12 protein-coding genes and 1 tRNA gene are annotated in these 14,809 nt (G+C 66.2%); 10 read left to right on the top strand and 3 right to left on the bottom strand.

Translation table 11 applies throughout. The features are described 5' to 3' along the window. The first annotated feature begins 52 nt into the window (after positions 1-52). The 6 genes from E8A12_RS07840 (at position 53) to E8A12_RS07815 (ending at position 4,972) form a co-directional block, all read left to right on the top strand. Complete coding sequence (locus tag E8A12_RS07840; RefSeq protein WP_293367365.1) at positions 53-1,000, top strand: SDR family oxidoreductase; 948 nt, start codon at positions 53-55, stop codon at positions 998-1,000. Positions 1,001-1,787: 787 nt separating this feature from the next. Further along, positions 1,788-2,684, top strand: a complete 897-nt coding sequence (locus E8A12_RS07835) for a MotA/TolQ/ExbB proton channel family protein (protein ID WP_293367363.1) — start codon at positions 1,788-1,790, stop codon at positions 2,682-2,684. A gap of 5 nt (positions 2,685-2,689) precedes the next feature. Continuing rightward, positions 2,690-3,127 (top strand): biopolymer transporter ExbD, encoded by a 438-nt coding sequence (locus E8A12_RS07830; RefSeq protein WP_293367361.1) that lies wholly within the window; start codon positions 2,690-2,692, stop codon positions 3,125-3,127. Between the two features lie 11 nt (positions 3,128-3,138). Continuing rightward, a complete protein-coding gene (locus tag E8A12_RS07825; protein WP_293367359.1) occupies positions 3,139-3,858 on the top strand; it encodes an energy transducer TonB in 720 nt (239 codons plus the stop codon). A gap of 128 nt (positions 3,859-3,986) precedes the next feature. Further along, the gene (locus tag E8A12_RS07820) at positions 3,987-4,820 is read left to right on the top strand and encodes a LytTR family DNA-binding domain-containing protein (RefSeq protein WP_293367357.1); all 834 of its coding nucleotides are present in this window, start codon (positions 3,987-3,989) and stop codon (positions 4,818-4,820) included. Between the two features lie 75 nt (positions 4,821-4,895). Beyond that, positions 4,896-4,972, top strand: a tRNA-His gene (locus tag E8A12_RS07815). A gap of 178 nt (positions 4,973-5,150) precedes the next feature. Here E8A12_RS07815 and E8A12_RS07810 read toward each other — a convergent pair. The 3 genes from E8A12_RS07810 to E8A12_RS07800 form a co-directional block, all read right to left on the bottom strand. Further along, a complete protein-coding gene (locus E8A12_RS07810; protein WP_293367356.1) occupies positions 5,151-5,459 on the bottom strand; it encodes a HigA family addiction module antitoxin in 309 nt (102 codons plus the stop codon). A gap of 8 nt (positions 5,460-5,467) precedes the next feature. Further along, a complete protein-coding gene (locus E8A12_RS07805; protein ID WP_293367355.1) occupies positions 5,468-5,764 on the bottom strand; it encodes a type II toxin-antitoxin system RelE/ParE family toxin in 297 nt (98 codons plus the stop codon). 326 nt (positions 5,765-6,090) lie between these two features. Continuing rightward, on the bottom strand, positions 6,091-7,356 hold the full coding sequence (locus tag E8A12_RS07800; protein ID WP_293367354.1) for a DUF418 domain-containing protein: 1,266 nt from the start codon (positions 7,354-7,356) through the stop codon (positions 6,091-6,093). Positions 7,357-7,539: 183 nt separating this feature from the next. Between E8A12_RS07800 and E8A12_RS07795 the strand changes: the two genes are divergently transcribed. From E8A12_RS07795 to gltB, 4 genes are all read left to right on the top strand, one after another. Continuing rightward, positions 7,540-8,226: a hypothetical protein gene (locus tag E8A12_RS07795; protein WP_293367353.1), complete on the top strand. Its 687-nt coding sequence runs from the start codon at positions 7,540-7,542 to the stop codon at positions 8,224-8,226. 30 nt (positions 8,227-8,256) lie between these two features. Beyond that, a complete protein-coding gene (locus E8A12_RS07790; RefSeq protein ID WP_293367352.1) occupies positions 8,257-9,699 on the top strand; it encodes an MBOAT family protein in 1,443 nt (480 codons plus the stop codon). Between the two features lie 2 nt (positions 9,700-9,701). After that, a complete protein-coding gene (locus tag E8A12_RS07785; protein WP_293367351.1) occupies positions 9,702-11,315 on the top strand; it encodes a hypothetical protein in 1,614 nt (537 codons plus the stop codon). 178 nt (positions 11,316-11,493) lie between these two features. Continuing rightward, positions 11,494-14,809: glutamate synthase large subunit (gene gltB / locus E8A12_RS07780; RefSeq protein WP_293367350.1), on the top strand; the 3,316-nt coding region annotated here is incomplete at its 3' end.

The raw sequence follows: 14,809 nt of genomic DNA, 5'->3' as shown, positions 1-14,809 counted from the left end.
CGCATATGCCGCCTATGCCTATGGAGACGGGGGTCTCAGCAGGTCGGTGCTGTTGGCCGACGATGAGTTCGCGATGCGCAGGGCGCTGGGACGAGATTGGGGCTGGCGCTTTGATCTGACGTCCCCATGTCTGCCGGGCGGCGGCATCTTCGGGAGCAATAGTATGACGAACAAGGTGTGGTTCATCACCGGGACCTCGAAGGGTTTCGGCCGGATCTGGGCCGAGGCGGCTCTGGCGCGGGGCGACCAAGTCGCCGCGACCGCCCGGGATGCCGGCGCGCTGAAGCCGTTGGTGGACCGTTACGGAGACCAGGTCCTGGCCCTCCCGTTGGATGTCGACGACAAGGCGTCAGTTGATGCTGCGGTTGCGCAAACCATCGCGCGCTTCGGGCGGATCGACGTGGCGATCAATAATGCCGGCTATGGGCAGTTCGGCGCGATCGAGGAGGTCAGCGAGGCCGAAGCGCGCGCCCAGATGGAGACCAACTTCTTCGGGGCGCTGTGGGTGACGCAGGCCGTCCTGCCGCAGATGCGGGCCCAGGGCTCTGGCCACATCCTTCAGGTCTCCTCGATTGGCGGGGTGAACGCGTTCCCGACAATCGGCCTGTACCACGCGTCAAAATGGGCCCTGGAAGGGTTCAGCCAGTCGCTGGCCGCCGAGGTGGCGGCCTTCGGGATCAAGGTCACCATCGTGGAGCCGGCCGGCTACGCCACAGATTGGAGTGGGCCGTCAGCCAAGCGGGCCGCACCCATCGCGGCTTACGATGAAATTCGGGCCGCCCGCGCTGCGGCCCGGGCGAGCGCCAAGCCCGGCGATCCGGAGGCCAGCGGCGTCGCGATCCTGAAGGTGGTAGACGCCGAGGATCCGCCGCTGCGGATTTTTCTGGGCGTCGTGGGTCTTCCCATGACCAAGGCGGAATATGCGAAGCGGATCGAAACCTGGGAGGCCTGGAACGATGTTTCGGTCGAGGCCCAGGGCGATTTAGCGATGGCGGGATGAGCCGTACGCAATCCTCGGCCTGAATAAGGAGCGGCGGGCGCCCGCCGGGCGCTTTGGGCGCCCGAATTCGGGGCAGGGGCGTTTTCCAATCGGAGGTTGGCTGTTCGAGACGTTGGGCGATGTTTTCCAATCGCAGGGCGGCTTGGCGCTGATTTCAAAGGCGGAAGCGGAGGCTTGAAAATCCGCGTATCGGGGGTTCGGATCCGCCCTCAGGCGCTACTTCATTGCAGCGCGGCGCCGGCGGACCTTTCCGCGCGACGTCCGGCCAATCCGGGGCGCGCCGCCAGGTCCAGGCGAAACTGACTGGATCGCGCGCAAATGCCTGGAATTAACTCGATACGCCGTACAGATTACATTTGTGAAATACATACCGCAGCGCAACATTAATTTCCCGTAAGGGTAGAAATCAGGCGCTGTCCTCTTCGATCAAGATTTGTGCAGTGCAGTGCGCCATGGGGCGCCATGGAACTTTCGCAAGACCCCGTTATCGTCTGCCCCCTTGACGCCTCATTAAGGGGTTGCCAAAGGACCCGAGCCGCAAGTCTAAGATAGCGGTAAGACCTCAGAGGCCCCCCGGGGCGGAAGAGTTCGCCTCGCGCCTTCGAAACGTTGCCCCTTCATTCGTGTTGGGACCACGCGTTACGGGTCGCGGCGCAGCGACAGCGGCCTGACGTCAAGGACCGGGCAATCGGTTCAAGGCGCCGGGATTGTTTCAACTAGGGTGGAGACGCTCTCGCGCGACGACCCTTTGGCCACTCGTGCTAGACCAACCAGGAACTGGCGACAGATGTTCGACAACAAACTGAAGACCCCTTTCATTGCTCTCGTCGGCGCCGTCGCGCTTATGGCGAGCGCCCCGGCGTTCGCACAGAACGCCGCCCCCGCCGCTCCGGCTCCGGCCGCCGCGGCTCCTGCTGCGGATGCTGCCGCTCCGGCCGCCGCCCCCGCCGCTGATGCGTCTGCGGACGCGAGCCTTCCCCCGCAAATGAAGCACGCGGGCAAGATGGGCATCGGCACCATGTTCATGGACGCCAAGCCCGTCGTTAAGGTCGTGATGCTGGGCCTGCTGCTGGCCTCAGTGTTCTCTTGGACCCTGCTCATCACCAAGCTCCTTGAGTTCCGCGCCCTCAACCGCGTTTCGGACAGCTTCCTCGAAGCCTTCCGCAGCGCGAAGTCGATCAACGACATGGGCCGCATCGCGGTTGCTGAAGAATTCGACGGCAATCCGCTGGCCGACATGGCCGCCGCGGCCGCCCAGGAGATCGAGCTCAGCCGTCAGGCCGGGCTTCACGTCGCCGGGGAACACCGCGAAACGACCCTTAGCCGCGCCGAGCACGCCGTGTCCGCCGTTCAGGCCTCGCTCACCCGGCGCCTTTCCAGCGGCATGCAGTTCCTGGCCTCGGTCGGTTCCAACGGTCCGTTCATCGGCCTGTTCGGCACCGTGTACGGGATCATGGACTCGTTCATCGGGATCGCGAACACCAACACGACCAACCTCGCCGTTGTGGCGCCCGGCATCGCCGAAGCGCTGCTCGCCACGGGCCTTGGTCTGTTCGCCGCCATTCCGTCGGTTATCTTCTACAACTACTTCCAGACGCGGATCTCCGCCTACGGCGCGCGTACGGAAGGCTTTGTGGCTGAACTGATGAACGCGATCTCCCGGCAGCTCGACAAAGGAGCCTAAGCCAGATGGGAGCCAAACTCGGGGGCTCAGGCGGCGGCAAATACGAGGAAGAAGCCAACAGCAGCATCAACGTCACGCCGTTCGTGGACGTCATGCTGGTCCTGCTGATTATCTTCATGGTGGCGGCCCCTCTGGCGGCCGTCACGGTGAAGGTCGAACTTCCTCCCGCCGTCGCCAAGCCGGGCACCAACCCGCCCAAGCCGGTCTATATATCGATCCAGCCCAACGGCCGGATCTTCATCCAGGACTTCCCGACGGACCTCGCTTCGCTTGGCGATGACCTACGGAAGCAGGTGGGCGCAAAACGCGATCCGGCCCACGAGCGGATTTTCATCCGCGGGGACAAGGACGTGATGTACGGCGACTTCATGGGCGTGATGAACATGTTGCAGGACAACGGGTTCTACAGCGTGGCCCTGGTCGGCGAAGATAATAACAAGTGAGGCGCTGACGCATGGCCGATACATCACCGCCCGGCGCCGCCAGCCATCTGACCGGCAGCCATAACCCGTTCGACGATCCGCGGCCGAGACGCCAGAAGGGCTTCTGGATCGCCATCGTCATCGCGATCGTGGTCCACGCCGCACTTGCCGTCTATCTGTGGAAGAGCAAGTTCGAGCCGAACTTCAAGGAGTACTCCGACGACGTGACGGATGTGGCGCTGATCAAGCCAGTGCCGCCCCCGCCCCCGCCGCCGCCGCCGCCTCCGCCGCCGAACACGCCGCCGCCGCCGCCGCCCAAGCTGCAGCCCAGGCCGCCGGTCGCCGTCCCCGACGTTCCGTCGATCCCGCCTCTGCCGGTTCCCCCGGTCGAGCGGCACATCGAGGAGCCGAAGCCGCCGGCCCCGCCGCCACCTGAAGCGCCGCGTCCGTCGGTGATCACCAACCCCGACTGGATCCGCAAGCCGGGCCCCGAAGAGTACTCCAAGTACTATCCGGACCGGGCGACCCGGATGGGGGTCAGCGGTCACACGACCTTGAGCTGCGTCGTCACTGCGCGTGGCACGCTCGACAGCTGTCAGGTGACCGAGGAAACCCCTGCCGACATGGGTTTCTCGACCGCCGCGATCAGCTTGAGCAAGCTGTTCAAGATGAAGCCGGCGACGAAAGATGGCGCGCCCGTCGAGGGTCAGCACATCAACATCCCGATCAAGTGGAACCTGCCGAAAGACTAGGGCTCCTCTGATGGACTTGATCAGGCCCCGTGGCGCGAGCTCCGGGGCCTTTTCTTTGCGCTAAGCCGGGTTCACAGAGGGCGGCGCGCGACCCATGCTGGCGGTCCGGGAGGCGTCGTGGTGAGCCAGTGAGCCAGGCCGAAGACCGTGAAGACACGGCGCCCGGGCGCATCGCGCCCGATCCGGCCGGCGATCGCCTGTTCATCGCCGTCACTGCGGCTGTGCTGGCCGTGGTGCTGATGGTCAACGCCCTGAATGTCAACGACGAGCACCTGCGGGCCGGAAGCAGGCTGGTGTTCTGGGAGCCCTTTGTCTGGGAAGGGTCCAGCGGGATCTACCTCGTCGCTGTCTCTCCGTTGGTGATGGCGCTTACCCGGCGGTTCTGGCTGGGCGCGCCGCCGCGCGCGGCGAAGCTTGCGGCCCACGCCGCAGGCGCATTGATCTTTTCTGTGACCCACATGGTCCTGATCGGCGTGATGCGCGCCGGCGTCTACGCCATGGCGGGCGGGCGCTATGATCCCTGGGGCCCGCTGCACGACTGGGCCTACGAAGGCCGCAAGGACCTGCTGATCTACGCCACCTCAGTTGCCCTCTATTCGGGCTGGCGGACCATCAGGGGGCGGGCACCGGGCGTCTCGGCGGCGCCCGAGGTGCTTGAGGTCCGCGATGGCGCGCGCCGGCATTTCGTGCCGCTGGACGACGTCGTCTGGGTCGAGGCCGCCGGCAACTATGTGGAACTGCACCGCGGCGGCGCGGGCCTGCTGCATCGGGCCTCGCTGTCGGCCATGGAGAAGAGGCTGCAGACCGCGGGCTTCGTGCGCATCCACCGCTCGCGACTGGTGCGGCGAAAGGCCGTGGCGGCGGTGGACTCCAAGCCCACCGGTGACTTCGTGGTTCGCCTGCGCGACGGGCGCGAACTGGCTGGCAGCCGCCGCTACCGCCGCCCGCTGCTCGCCGATTGAGGCCGATGGGTCGGTCCCGGAATTGCGCCGCTTGATCGCGGGCCGCCACGCGACTAGAAACCCCCCTCGCGATGGGCCGGCTTAGCTCAGTTGGTTAGAGCGCTAGATTGTGGATCTAGAGGTCCTCGGTTCGAGCCCGAGAGCTGGTACCATCGCCAAGTCACTATGCCGCTTGGATTTCACATTGGCGGCTTTGCAACCAGCCGCCGGCGGATTTTGCAGAAATCCTGCAATCCAGTTTGCAGCTCAGCGATGGGCGCGCCCTTCCGGATCGCAGTTCCTCGACCGGTTGTCCGCAATGCGGCCAGGCTGTCGAGATCAATGGATGCACTAGGCTGCGTTCTTCAACGGTTTGGCTCGTTCAATCCGCGATCGCTCCTTAGGGCTGTGCATTGCATTCCAAAGGTCGCTCCGCCGTTGGACGTTTAGCCAGAAGTCAGGGCTGTTGCCGAACACACGGGCCAGAATCAAAGCTGTGGCTGCCGTCACGCTTCTCCGGTCGTTGCACAGTTCGTTGACGTGCTTGCGCTGGACGCCCATCGCCTCCGCGAGGGCAGCCTGGGTCAAGCCCATCGGCATCATGAATTCTTCCACAAGAATTTCAGCGACCGTCGCGGGCTTGCGCTTGGTCATCAACATGGCTCACCTCACTGATAGCTGTGATTATCAAGGTAGACGCCGATGGCTTGGCCGCGTCCGCCATCCCACCGAAAAATCAACCGCCATTGCTTGTTGACGCGGATGGAATGGAAGCCGTCGAGATTTCCGCGCAACTTCTCGAAATGGTTGCTCGGTGGAACGCGTAAATCCTGGTCGGTCGTTGCATCGTCGATCATCTGCAGCTTGCGGAAAAGGCGGCTCTCCAGATCGGCCGGCACGTTTTTCGACCGCTGATCGTCAACGAAGAAGGTCTGCAGCCAAGCATCCCGAAAGCTGACAATCATTCGAAACTCCGAATGACCCAATGTACCACCTATTGGTACATTCAGCAATCCTGTGGCAAGCAGATGCCGGTACTCGGTGAGTTTCGATCACCGATCGGGGCGCTTCGAATGCGGCAGGGTTCGAAACGTCGTCATGGCTTCCAAGGCGTCGGAGAGTATTTGCGACGACCGGGGCTGGAAGGCGATGCGCGCTGCCTCTAGGGAGGCGATTTGCACTTCAAACTCTCTTAGTTGTTGTAATTTATGAATATTCTATAGATTGTGGATTTGGAGGTCCTCGGTTCGAGCCCGAGATCTCGCGCCATCGCCGACGTCATTCATGACCCTCAGGTCGCCGCCGCAGCGGGTTGCGGACGTGCGCGCACGAAGGGTTGGGGGCTCCACCGCACAAGAGAGCGCCAGGCCCACTCGAACGGCCCGTAGTGGAACCGCGCCAGCCAAGGCTTGCTCCAGGCCAGGATGAACACCCACACGCCGGCGACCACGGCGAGTTCATGGAACCGCGACAGCTGTCCGTAGAGGCCCAGGCCGAAGCCGCAGAACACCAGGGTCGTGATGATCGAGGTCATCAGGTAGTTGCTGAAGGCCATGCGCCCGGCGGCGGCCAGGCGGTTGACTGCGGCCTGGGCCGCGCCGGCGCGGACCAGCAGCAGGACCACGCTCGCGTGCGCCAGGCCGATCAGCGGGCGGGTGACCTGCTGCCAGTCCTCCAGGCGGTTGAGCGTCAAGGGCTCGAACCCGGCCTTCCAGATCCGCCAGGCGATCCAGGCGGTCACGGGCACAGCCATGAGGTAGCCCACCGCGATCATCGCCACGTAGCCGCGGCTGGACCACCGAAGCGTGAAGAAGCCGCTGCGGAACAGCGCCATGCCCACGAACATCTGGCCGATCGCTTCGGGGATCTCACTGGTCGGCATCAGGTAGAGCTGGATCAGCCGCGCGGCGAGCGATCGAACCCGGAAGGCGTCCAGGAACCCGCCGCGGTATCCGGCGATCTCCTGACGGCCGAGATCGGCTGACGGCGCCACCAGTTGCGACGCTTCCTGCCACGCCTTGATGGCGTCCGGCGTCGCGCCCGGGGCTATGGCGGCTGCGTGCAGCAAGGTGAGTTCGTGGGCCTCGAACAGGTTCAGGCCCAGCAGGGCCGCCAGGACCGCCACCCCGATGCCGAGTTGCGAGCGCACGCTGAGGTTTCGGAACGGGAAGATCACCAGACCGGCCAGGGCGTAGGTGACCAGGATGTCGCCCCACCACAGGAAATAGGCGTGGATCATGCCGATCACGAACAGCCAGAACATCCGGCGGTAGTGGGTCGCCATGGGCCCGGGCCGCCCACCTTCGGCGCGCTCGGCGATCAACACCGCACTTGCCCCGAACAGCATGGTGAAGAGGGCCCGCATCTTGCCGTCGGTCAGCACATTGTTGACCGCCCAGGTCCAGAGATCCGCTCCCGTGGAGCCGCCGGCGTAGGTCGGGTCGACATAGGCGAAGGCCGGCAGGCCCATGCCCACGATATTCATCAGCAGGATGCCCAGCACGGCGAATCCGCGCACCGCGTCTATGGAGATGTGGCGGTCCGCCTCCGCCCTCATGGCCGGCTCCGGCATCAACGTTTCCCCCGACTTCGTTTTGCCGAGGATGGGCCGACCGGGCGGCGTGTCAACGTGGGCGCCGGCCGGGGAAATCGCCGGCGCCGCATGGTCCGGGCTGTTCGCCATGCTAAACCTGGGGCGAATCCGGAGGCCTTGACTGCCTCGCCGCATGGAGACGACCCAGTGAAGCGATCGCCCTGGATCGGATTGGCCGCGCTGGCGGTCCTGCTGGCCGCCTGCCATCGGCCGGCGATCAAGGATCAAACCGCCGTCGCGCAGGTCCCGGTCGGCCCGGAGCGCGCAGGTCCTGTCCATTGGAACGCGACGACCGGCGGCTTCGAACTGGGCGGCAAGCCGCTGAAGACCGCCAAGCTCTGGACCTTCGATGGTTCGACCGAGGGTTTCACGACGGTCGGCAGCCGCATCTCGCCGGCGGTGGGGCAGGGGATCGACCTGGCCATCGCCGACCCGACCATACGTTCGCCGAAGGGACTGAACGTCCCCGGCGGCCAGTATCCCCTGGTCCTGGTGCGTCTGACCCGCACGGCGGCGGCCTCGGCCTGGGACGGGGCGCTCTACTATTCGACGCCGATCCACGGCGAGGCGATCAGCTTCCTCGGCAAGCCGGTCTCCGGCGCCGACCCCAAGGTGGGCGAGACCACCACCCTGGTCTACGACATGAGACACCAGGCGCTGGGCGGCCCGGACTGGATGCAATCGACCATCAACCAGATCCGCTTCGACGTGGAGGACAAACCCGGCGGCGCCTTTGTGATCCGTCAGATCGCTATCGCCGAGAACCCGGACCCCGCCGCGCTGGCGCCTGCCGGCGCGCCGCCTGCGCCGAGCGCGCCGGCGCCGAAACTCTGACGCCCCGCGCGGGTTCGAGGTCGCCGCAGCGTGGTCTTCAGTTCGGTTATCTTCATCTTCTATTTCCTGCCGGTCTTCCTGCTCGGCTACTACGTCTCGGGCTGGCGGGCCGGCGCGCTCCTGGTGGGCAGCGCCGCCTTCTACGTCTGGGGCGAGGGCGGCTACGTCTTCCTGCTCCTGGGCCTGATCGGACTGAACTACGCCGGCTCGCTCTGGCTCGACGCGACGGCTGCCAGGCGACGACGGCTGACGATCCTGGCGGCCCTGATCGTCGCCGACTTCGCCGTCCTCGGCTTCTTCAAATATTCCGCGTTCCTGGCCCAGAACCTGAACCACATCCTGCCGGGATCACCGCTGCCCGAGGTTCATCAGCGGCTGCCGCTGGGCATTTCCTTCTTCACCTTCCAACTGGTCAGCTACGTCGTCGACGTGCATCGCGGCTCGGTGAAGGTGGAGCGCGATCCGATGCGCTTCGCCGCCTACATCCTGATGTTCCCGCACCTGATCGCCGGCCCGATCGTACGCTACGCGGACATCCGCGACGAGATGCACGCTGACCGGCGCAAGACCGGTCACATCGGGCTGGGCGTGCAGTATTTCATCGTCGGCCTCTGTCAGAAGGCGCTGATCGCCAACGCGGTGGCGCCGCTCGCCGATCACGCTTTTTCCGCCGACCTGCTGGGCCTTAACGCCACCACGGCCTGGCTCGGCGTCTGGGCCTATACGTTGCAGATCTACTTCGATTTCTGCGGCTATTCGAACATGGCCATCGGCCTGGCCTTCCTGCTGGGCTTCACCTTCCCGAAGAACTTCGACTACCCCTACATCGCCCAGTCGGTCACCGACTTCTGGCGGCGCTGGCACATGAGCCTGTCGTCCTGGTTCCGCGACTACGTCTACATCCCCCTGGGCGGCAACCGGAACGGCCTGGGCCAGACGGTCAGGAACCTGCTCATCGTCTTCTTCCTCACCGGCCTTTGGCACGGGGCGGCGTGGCGGTTCATCGTCTGGGGCCTTTATCACGGCGGCTTCCTGATGCTGGAGCGGTTCGGCCTGGGCCGCCTGCTCGACCGGGCGCCGCGGGTGCTGCGCCACCTGTACGCCCTGCTGGTGGTGATGGTCGGCTGGGTGTTCTTCCGGGCCGATGACCTGCCCAGGGCGCTGGCCTATCTGGCCCAGATGGCCCAGCCGGCCCGGTTCTTTCCGCCTGACGCGGCGCTCTCCGTCATCCTGGACGCCCAGACCCTGACGGCCCTCGTCGCGGGGACCCTGTTCGCCGCGCCCCTGCTGCCAGCCCTGATGCAGCGCCTGCGCGCGCCGCGCGCCGAGCCTCCACGGCCGGACCTGCCTGGGCGGCTGGAGACGCGCAGCGTGCACGCCCTGCCGATCCCGCTGCTGGCGGCGGGCTTCGTGCTGTCGGTCGCCCTGCTGGTGGGCTCGACGCTTAACCCCTTCCTCTATTTCAGGTTCTGACGGTGGTCCTCGCCTCGCGCCTCCACTGGAGACTGCTGGTCGCGACCATCGCGGTGCTGATGGCCGCGGCGTGGATCGCTCCGCGGTTCATGAAGCCGCCGGGCATCAATGAGAACCGCATCCTGGCCCCGGCGCCGGCCTGGCCCAAGGGCTGGCGCGACCTGGACGGCTTCCGCAGGGCCGCCGATGCCTATGTGGCCGATCACTTCCCCGCGCGGCCCTATCTTATCGGGGCCTTGAACCGGCTGCGGATGATGGCCGGCGTAAGCGGCTCGAACCGGGTGATCGTCGGGCGCGACGGCTGGCTGTTCTTCGACAACGACACTCACCTGGGCGCAGTGCGGAACGATCCGCCGATGCTGGGGCCCGAGATCCGGTCCTGGCTGCTGACCTACGCGGGCCGCACGGAATATATGCGAGCCCGGGGGACGGCCTATCTCACCGTCGTCGGGCCGGCGAAGGAGGCGGTCTACCCGCAATACGGCCCGTCCTGGTACTCAGGCCCCAGTCCGAATCGCGCCACGGTCATCCTACCGAAGCTGGTGCGTCAGGCCGGCCTCGCCGAAATCCTCTACCTCTATCCGGCGGTCGCCGAGGCTACGCGCCATGGCCCGATGACCTACAGCCGCCACGACACCCACTGGAACGCCTACGGCGCCTACGCCGGCTACGCCGCGCTCATCGGCCGTCTGCACGAGATGGGCTTTACCGACGCGCCGCACCCGATGTCGGATTTCGAGGTCACCAAGGGCGACAGCGGCGACCGCCCGCGGGACCTGGCCTTGATGCTGGGTGTGGCCAACAGCGTGAACCTGCGCTTCCCGCACATCGAGAACCCAGCGGGCGAAGCCAGGATCCAGAAGACCTTTCTCGGGCCACGCAATGACTGGACCGCGCCGCAGATCATCGACACTGGCGAGGTGGGCAAGCCGGTCCTGCTGATGACCCGCGATTCCTTCTCCAACGAGATCCTGCCGCTGCTCTATCCGCATTTCAGCCGGATCATCCTGGCGCACAACGACGACGGGTTCTGGCGGCCGGACCTGATCGAGCGGTTCAAGCCCGACATCGTGGTCGCCGAGATCGTCGAGCACGGCCTGCGGGTCTCCATGGGCGACGGGCCGGCCCCCTCCGCCGAGGCGACGGCGCGGATCGATCGCATGCTGGGCAGCGCCCCGCGGACGAAGCCGGCCCCCTCCGCGCCGGTCGTGCCGACCCTGGCGGCGCCGGACGCTCGGACGGCAGCGATCCTGGCCGGGGCCGCGCTTACGGCCAACTGCAACGTCGAGATCGTCAAGCTGTCCCCGGGCCTTGGCGGGGAGGCCACCTTCATGGCGTCCGGATGGATGTCCGAGCTCGGCCGCCAGGTCACCTCGCCCCGGGGCTTGCTTGCCCTGAAGGGGCCGGGCGGCGACCTCGTCGGTTCGCTCGACATGAACAAGGCGCGGCCTGACGTCGCGGCCTTTTTCAAGAATCCGACAGGCGAACAGAGCGGTTTTGTCGAGACCTTCTACATCTCCAAGCTTCCGCCAGGGGCCTACACGCCGTGGGTCTACCGCCGCGCGGAAGGCGGCTGGATCGGTTGCCAGGGCAAGCCGACGGTCACGGCGCCCTGAACGGCGGCCGGCGCCCTGGGGCAGGCATTAGAAAAATCTTCCCCGGGCGCAGCTTTCCGGCCATCGACAAGGGGTGATCTTGCCGGGTAAATGCCCGCGAACACGACCAGCCTCTCAAGAATGTGAGGTTCGGCCGCGTTTCAGCGTGCGTATTTGGCGTGGGTTCTAAGAGGACGAGATGGGGTTTCCCCCTAAGCAAGGACTGTACGATCCGGCGAACGAGCATGACTCGTGCGGCGTGGGCTTTGTGGCCAATATCAAGGGCCGCAAATCGCACGAAGTGATCGAGGCGGGCCTGCAGATCCTCGTCAACCTCGACCACCGCGGCGCTGTCGGCGCGGACCCCCTGGTTGGTGACGGCGCGGGCTGCCTGATCCAGATTCCGCACGGCCTGCTGGCCGCCTGGGCCCAGGACGAGGGCGTCGACCTGCCGCCGGCGGGCGAATACGCGGTCGCGATGTGCTTCCTGCCGCGCGACGTCGCCGCCCGCGAAATGGCGATGTCACAGCTCGAGCATTTCCTGACCGTCGAAAAGCAGCCGCTGATCGGCTGGCGCGACGTTCCGGTCGACACGACCGGTCTTGGGGAGGCCGTGCTGGCCCAGATGCCGGTGATCCGCCAGGCGGTCATCGGCCGCGGCCCCAATGTCCGCGATCAGGACGCCCATGAGCGCAAGCTGCTGGCCGTCCGCAAGCAGACCCAGAATCCCCTGGCGGAACTGGCCGCCAAGCGCCAGCTGCCGGGGCTGACCGAGCTCTACATCCCGTCGATGTCGACGCGCACGGTGGTCTACAAGGGCCTGCTGCTCGCCCACCAGGTCGGCACCTTCTACAAGGACCTCACCGACCCGCGCACGGAGTCGGCGCTCGCCCTGGTCCACCAGCGGTTCTCGACCAACACCTTCCCGTCCTGGCGCCTGGCGCACCCCTACCGGTTCATCGCCCACAACGGTGAGATCAACACGGTGCGCGGCAATGTGAACTGGATGAACGCGCGCCGGCGCACGCTGGAAAGCGACGTACTGGGGCCGGACCTCAACAAGATGTGGCCGCTGATCCCGCACGGGCAGTCGGACACCGCCTCTCTCGACAACGCCCTCGAACTGCTGGTCGCCGGCGGCTATCCGCTGGCCCAGGCGGTGATGATGCTGATGCCCGAGGCCTGGGCCGGCAACCCGCTGATGGATGCCCGGCGTCGCGCCTTCTACGAGTACCATGCCGCCCTGATGGAGCCGTGGGACGGGCCCGCCGCCGTGGCCTTCACCGACGGCCGGCAGATCGGGGCCACGCTGGACCGCAACGGCCTGCGGCCCGCCCGCTTCATCATCACCGACCAGGACCATGTGATCATGGCGTCCGAGGTGGGCGTGCTGGACGTTCCGGAAGAGCGGATCGTGCGCAAGTGGCGCCTGCAGCCTGGCAAGATGCTGCTCATCGACATGGAAGAGGGCCGCATTATCGAGGACGAGGAGATCAAGCGCTCCCTGTCCGAGGCCGCGCCCTACGAGGAGTGGCTGGCCGAGACCCAGTTCAAGCTGGAGGAGCTGTCCCTCGACGCCATGCCGGAGACCCCGGCCGCCTCCAACGATCCGGCGACCCTGCTCGATCGCCAGCAGGCCTTCGGCTACACCCAGGAGGATCTGCAGTTCTTCCTCGAGCCCATGGCCAGGTCGGGCGACGATCCGCTGGGCTCGATGGGTTTCGACACCCCGATCGCAGTGCTCTCGCGCCGGCCGAAGCTGCTCTACGAATACTTCAAGCAGAACTTCGCCCAGGTCACCAATCCGCCCATCGACCCGATCCGCGAGGAGCTGGTGATGAGCCTGGTGTCGATGATCGGGCCCAGGCCGAACTTGCTCGGTCGCCAGGCGGGCACGCACAAGCGCCTGGAGGTGGCCCAGCCGATCCTCACTGACGAGGACCTGGCCAAGATCCGGGCGATCAACGAGCTCCTGGACGGCGCCTTCCGCACCGCCACGCTCGACACCACCTGGCCCGCGAGCGAAGGCGCCAACGGCCTGGAGGGCGCGCTTCAACGCCTGTGCCGCGAGGCCACGGACGCCGTGCTGGCCGACATGAACATCCTGATCCTTTCGGATCGGGCGACGGGGCCGGAGCGGGTGCCGATTCCCGCCGCGCTGGCCACGGCGGCCGTGCACCACCACCTGATCCGTCAGGGCCTGCGCATGCAGACCGGCCTCGTGATCGAGACCGGCGAGGCGCGCGAGGTGCACCACTTCTGCGTGCTTGCGGGCTATGGCGCGGAAGCTGTGAACCCCTACCTCGCCTTCCAGACGATCGAAGCGCTGCGCACCCAGAACGGCCTCAGCCAGACCGCCTATGAGGTCCGCAAGAACTACATCAAGGCCATCGGCAAGGGCGTGTTGAAGGTGATGTCCAAGATGGGCATCTCCACCTACCAGTCCTATTGCGGGGCCCAGATCTTCGACGCTGTCGGCCTGTCGACGGCGCTGATCGAGAAGTACTTCACCGGCACCGCCTCGACCATCGAGGGCGTTGGACTGGCGGAGATCGCCGGGGAGGCCGTGCGCCGCCACCGCGACGCCTACGGCGACAATCCGATCTACGCCTCCATGCTCGATGTCGGCGGCCAGTACGCTTGGCGTCTGCGCGGCGAGACCCATGCCTGGACGCCGGAATCCATCGGCAACCTGCAGCACGCCGTGCGCGGCAACCTGCCGGACGCCTACAAGACCTTCGCCCAGAGTATCAACGAGCAGTCCGAGCGCCTGCTCACCCTGCGCGGGCTGATGCGGCTGAAGCCCGGCGAGGGCGGCCCGATCCCCATCGAGGACGTCGAGCCGGCGGCCGAGATCGTCAAGCGCTTCTCCACCGGCGCCATGAGCTTCGGCTCGATCAGCCGCGAGGCGCACACCACGCTTGCCATCGCCATGAACCGCATTGGCGGACGTTCGAACACCGGCGAGGGCGGCGAGGAAAGCGATCGCTACAAGACCCTGCCCAATGGCGATTCCATGCGCTCGGCCATCAAGCAGGTGGCCTCGGGCCGGTTCGGAGTGACCGCGGAATACCTGGTCAACGCCGACGACATCCAGATCAAGATGGCCCAGGGCGCCAAGCCCGGGGAGGGCGGCCAGCTGCCCGGCCACAAGGTCGACAAGAACATCGCGCGCGTGCGCCATTCGACGCCGGGCGTGGGCCTGATCAGCCCGCCGCCGCACCATGACATCTATTCCATCGAGGACCTGGCGCAACTCATCCACGATCTGAAGAACGTCAACCAACAGGCCAGGATTTCAGTGAAACTGGTTTCCGAGGTCGGTGTCGGCACGGTGGCGGCGGGCGTCGCCAAGGCGCGCGCCGATCACGTCACCATCTCGGGCTTCGAGGGCGGGACGGGCGCCTCGCCGCTGACCTCCTTGACCCATGCCGGCTCACCCTGGGAGATCGGCTTGGCCGAGACCCAGCAGACCCTGCTGCTCAACGGCCTGCGCACCCGCATCGCGGTGCAGG

Source organism: Phenylobacterium sp., assembly GCF_004799395.1.
GTDB lineage: Bacteria > Pseudomonadota > Alphaproteobacteria > Caulobacterales > Caulobacteraceae > Phenylobacterium.
This window is presented reverse-complemented; position numbering and strand designations above follow the sequence as displayed.

Coding starts and splice junctions, on each gene's coding strand:
- E8A12_RS07835 (WP_293367363.1), top strand. CDS start 1,788: ATGTTCGACAACAAACTGAAGACCCCTTTCATTGCTCTCGTCGGCGCC.
- E8A12_RS07830 (WP_293367361.1), top strand. CDS start 2,690: ATGGGAGCCAAACTCGGGGGCTCAGGCGGCGGCAAATACGAGGAAGAA.
- E8A12_RS07825 (WP_293367359.1), top strand. CDS start 3,139: ATGGCCGATACATCACCGCCCGGCGCCGCCAGCCATCTGACCGGCAGC.
- E8A12_RS07810 (WP_293367356.1), bottom strand. CDS start 5,459: ATGTTGATGACCAAGCGCAAGCCCGCGACGGTCGCTGAAATTCTTGTG.
- E8A12_RS07805 (WP_293367355.1), bottom strand. CDS start 5,764: ATGATTGTCAGCTTTCGGGATGCTTGGCTGCAGACCTTCTTCGTTGAC.
- E8A12_RS07800 (WP_293367354.1), bottom strand. CDS start 7,356: ATGAGGGCGGAGGCGGACCGCCACATCTCCATAGACGCGGTGCGCGGA.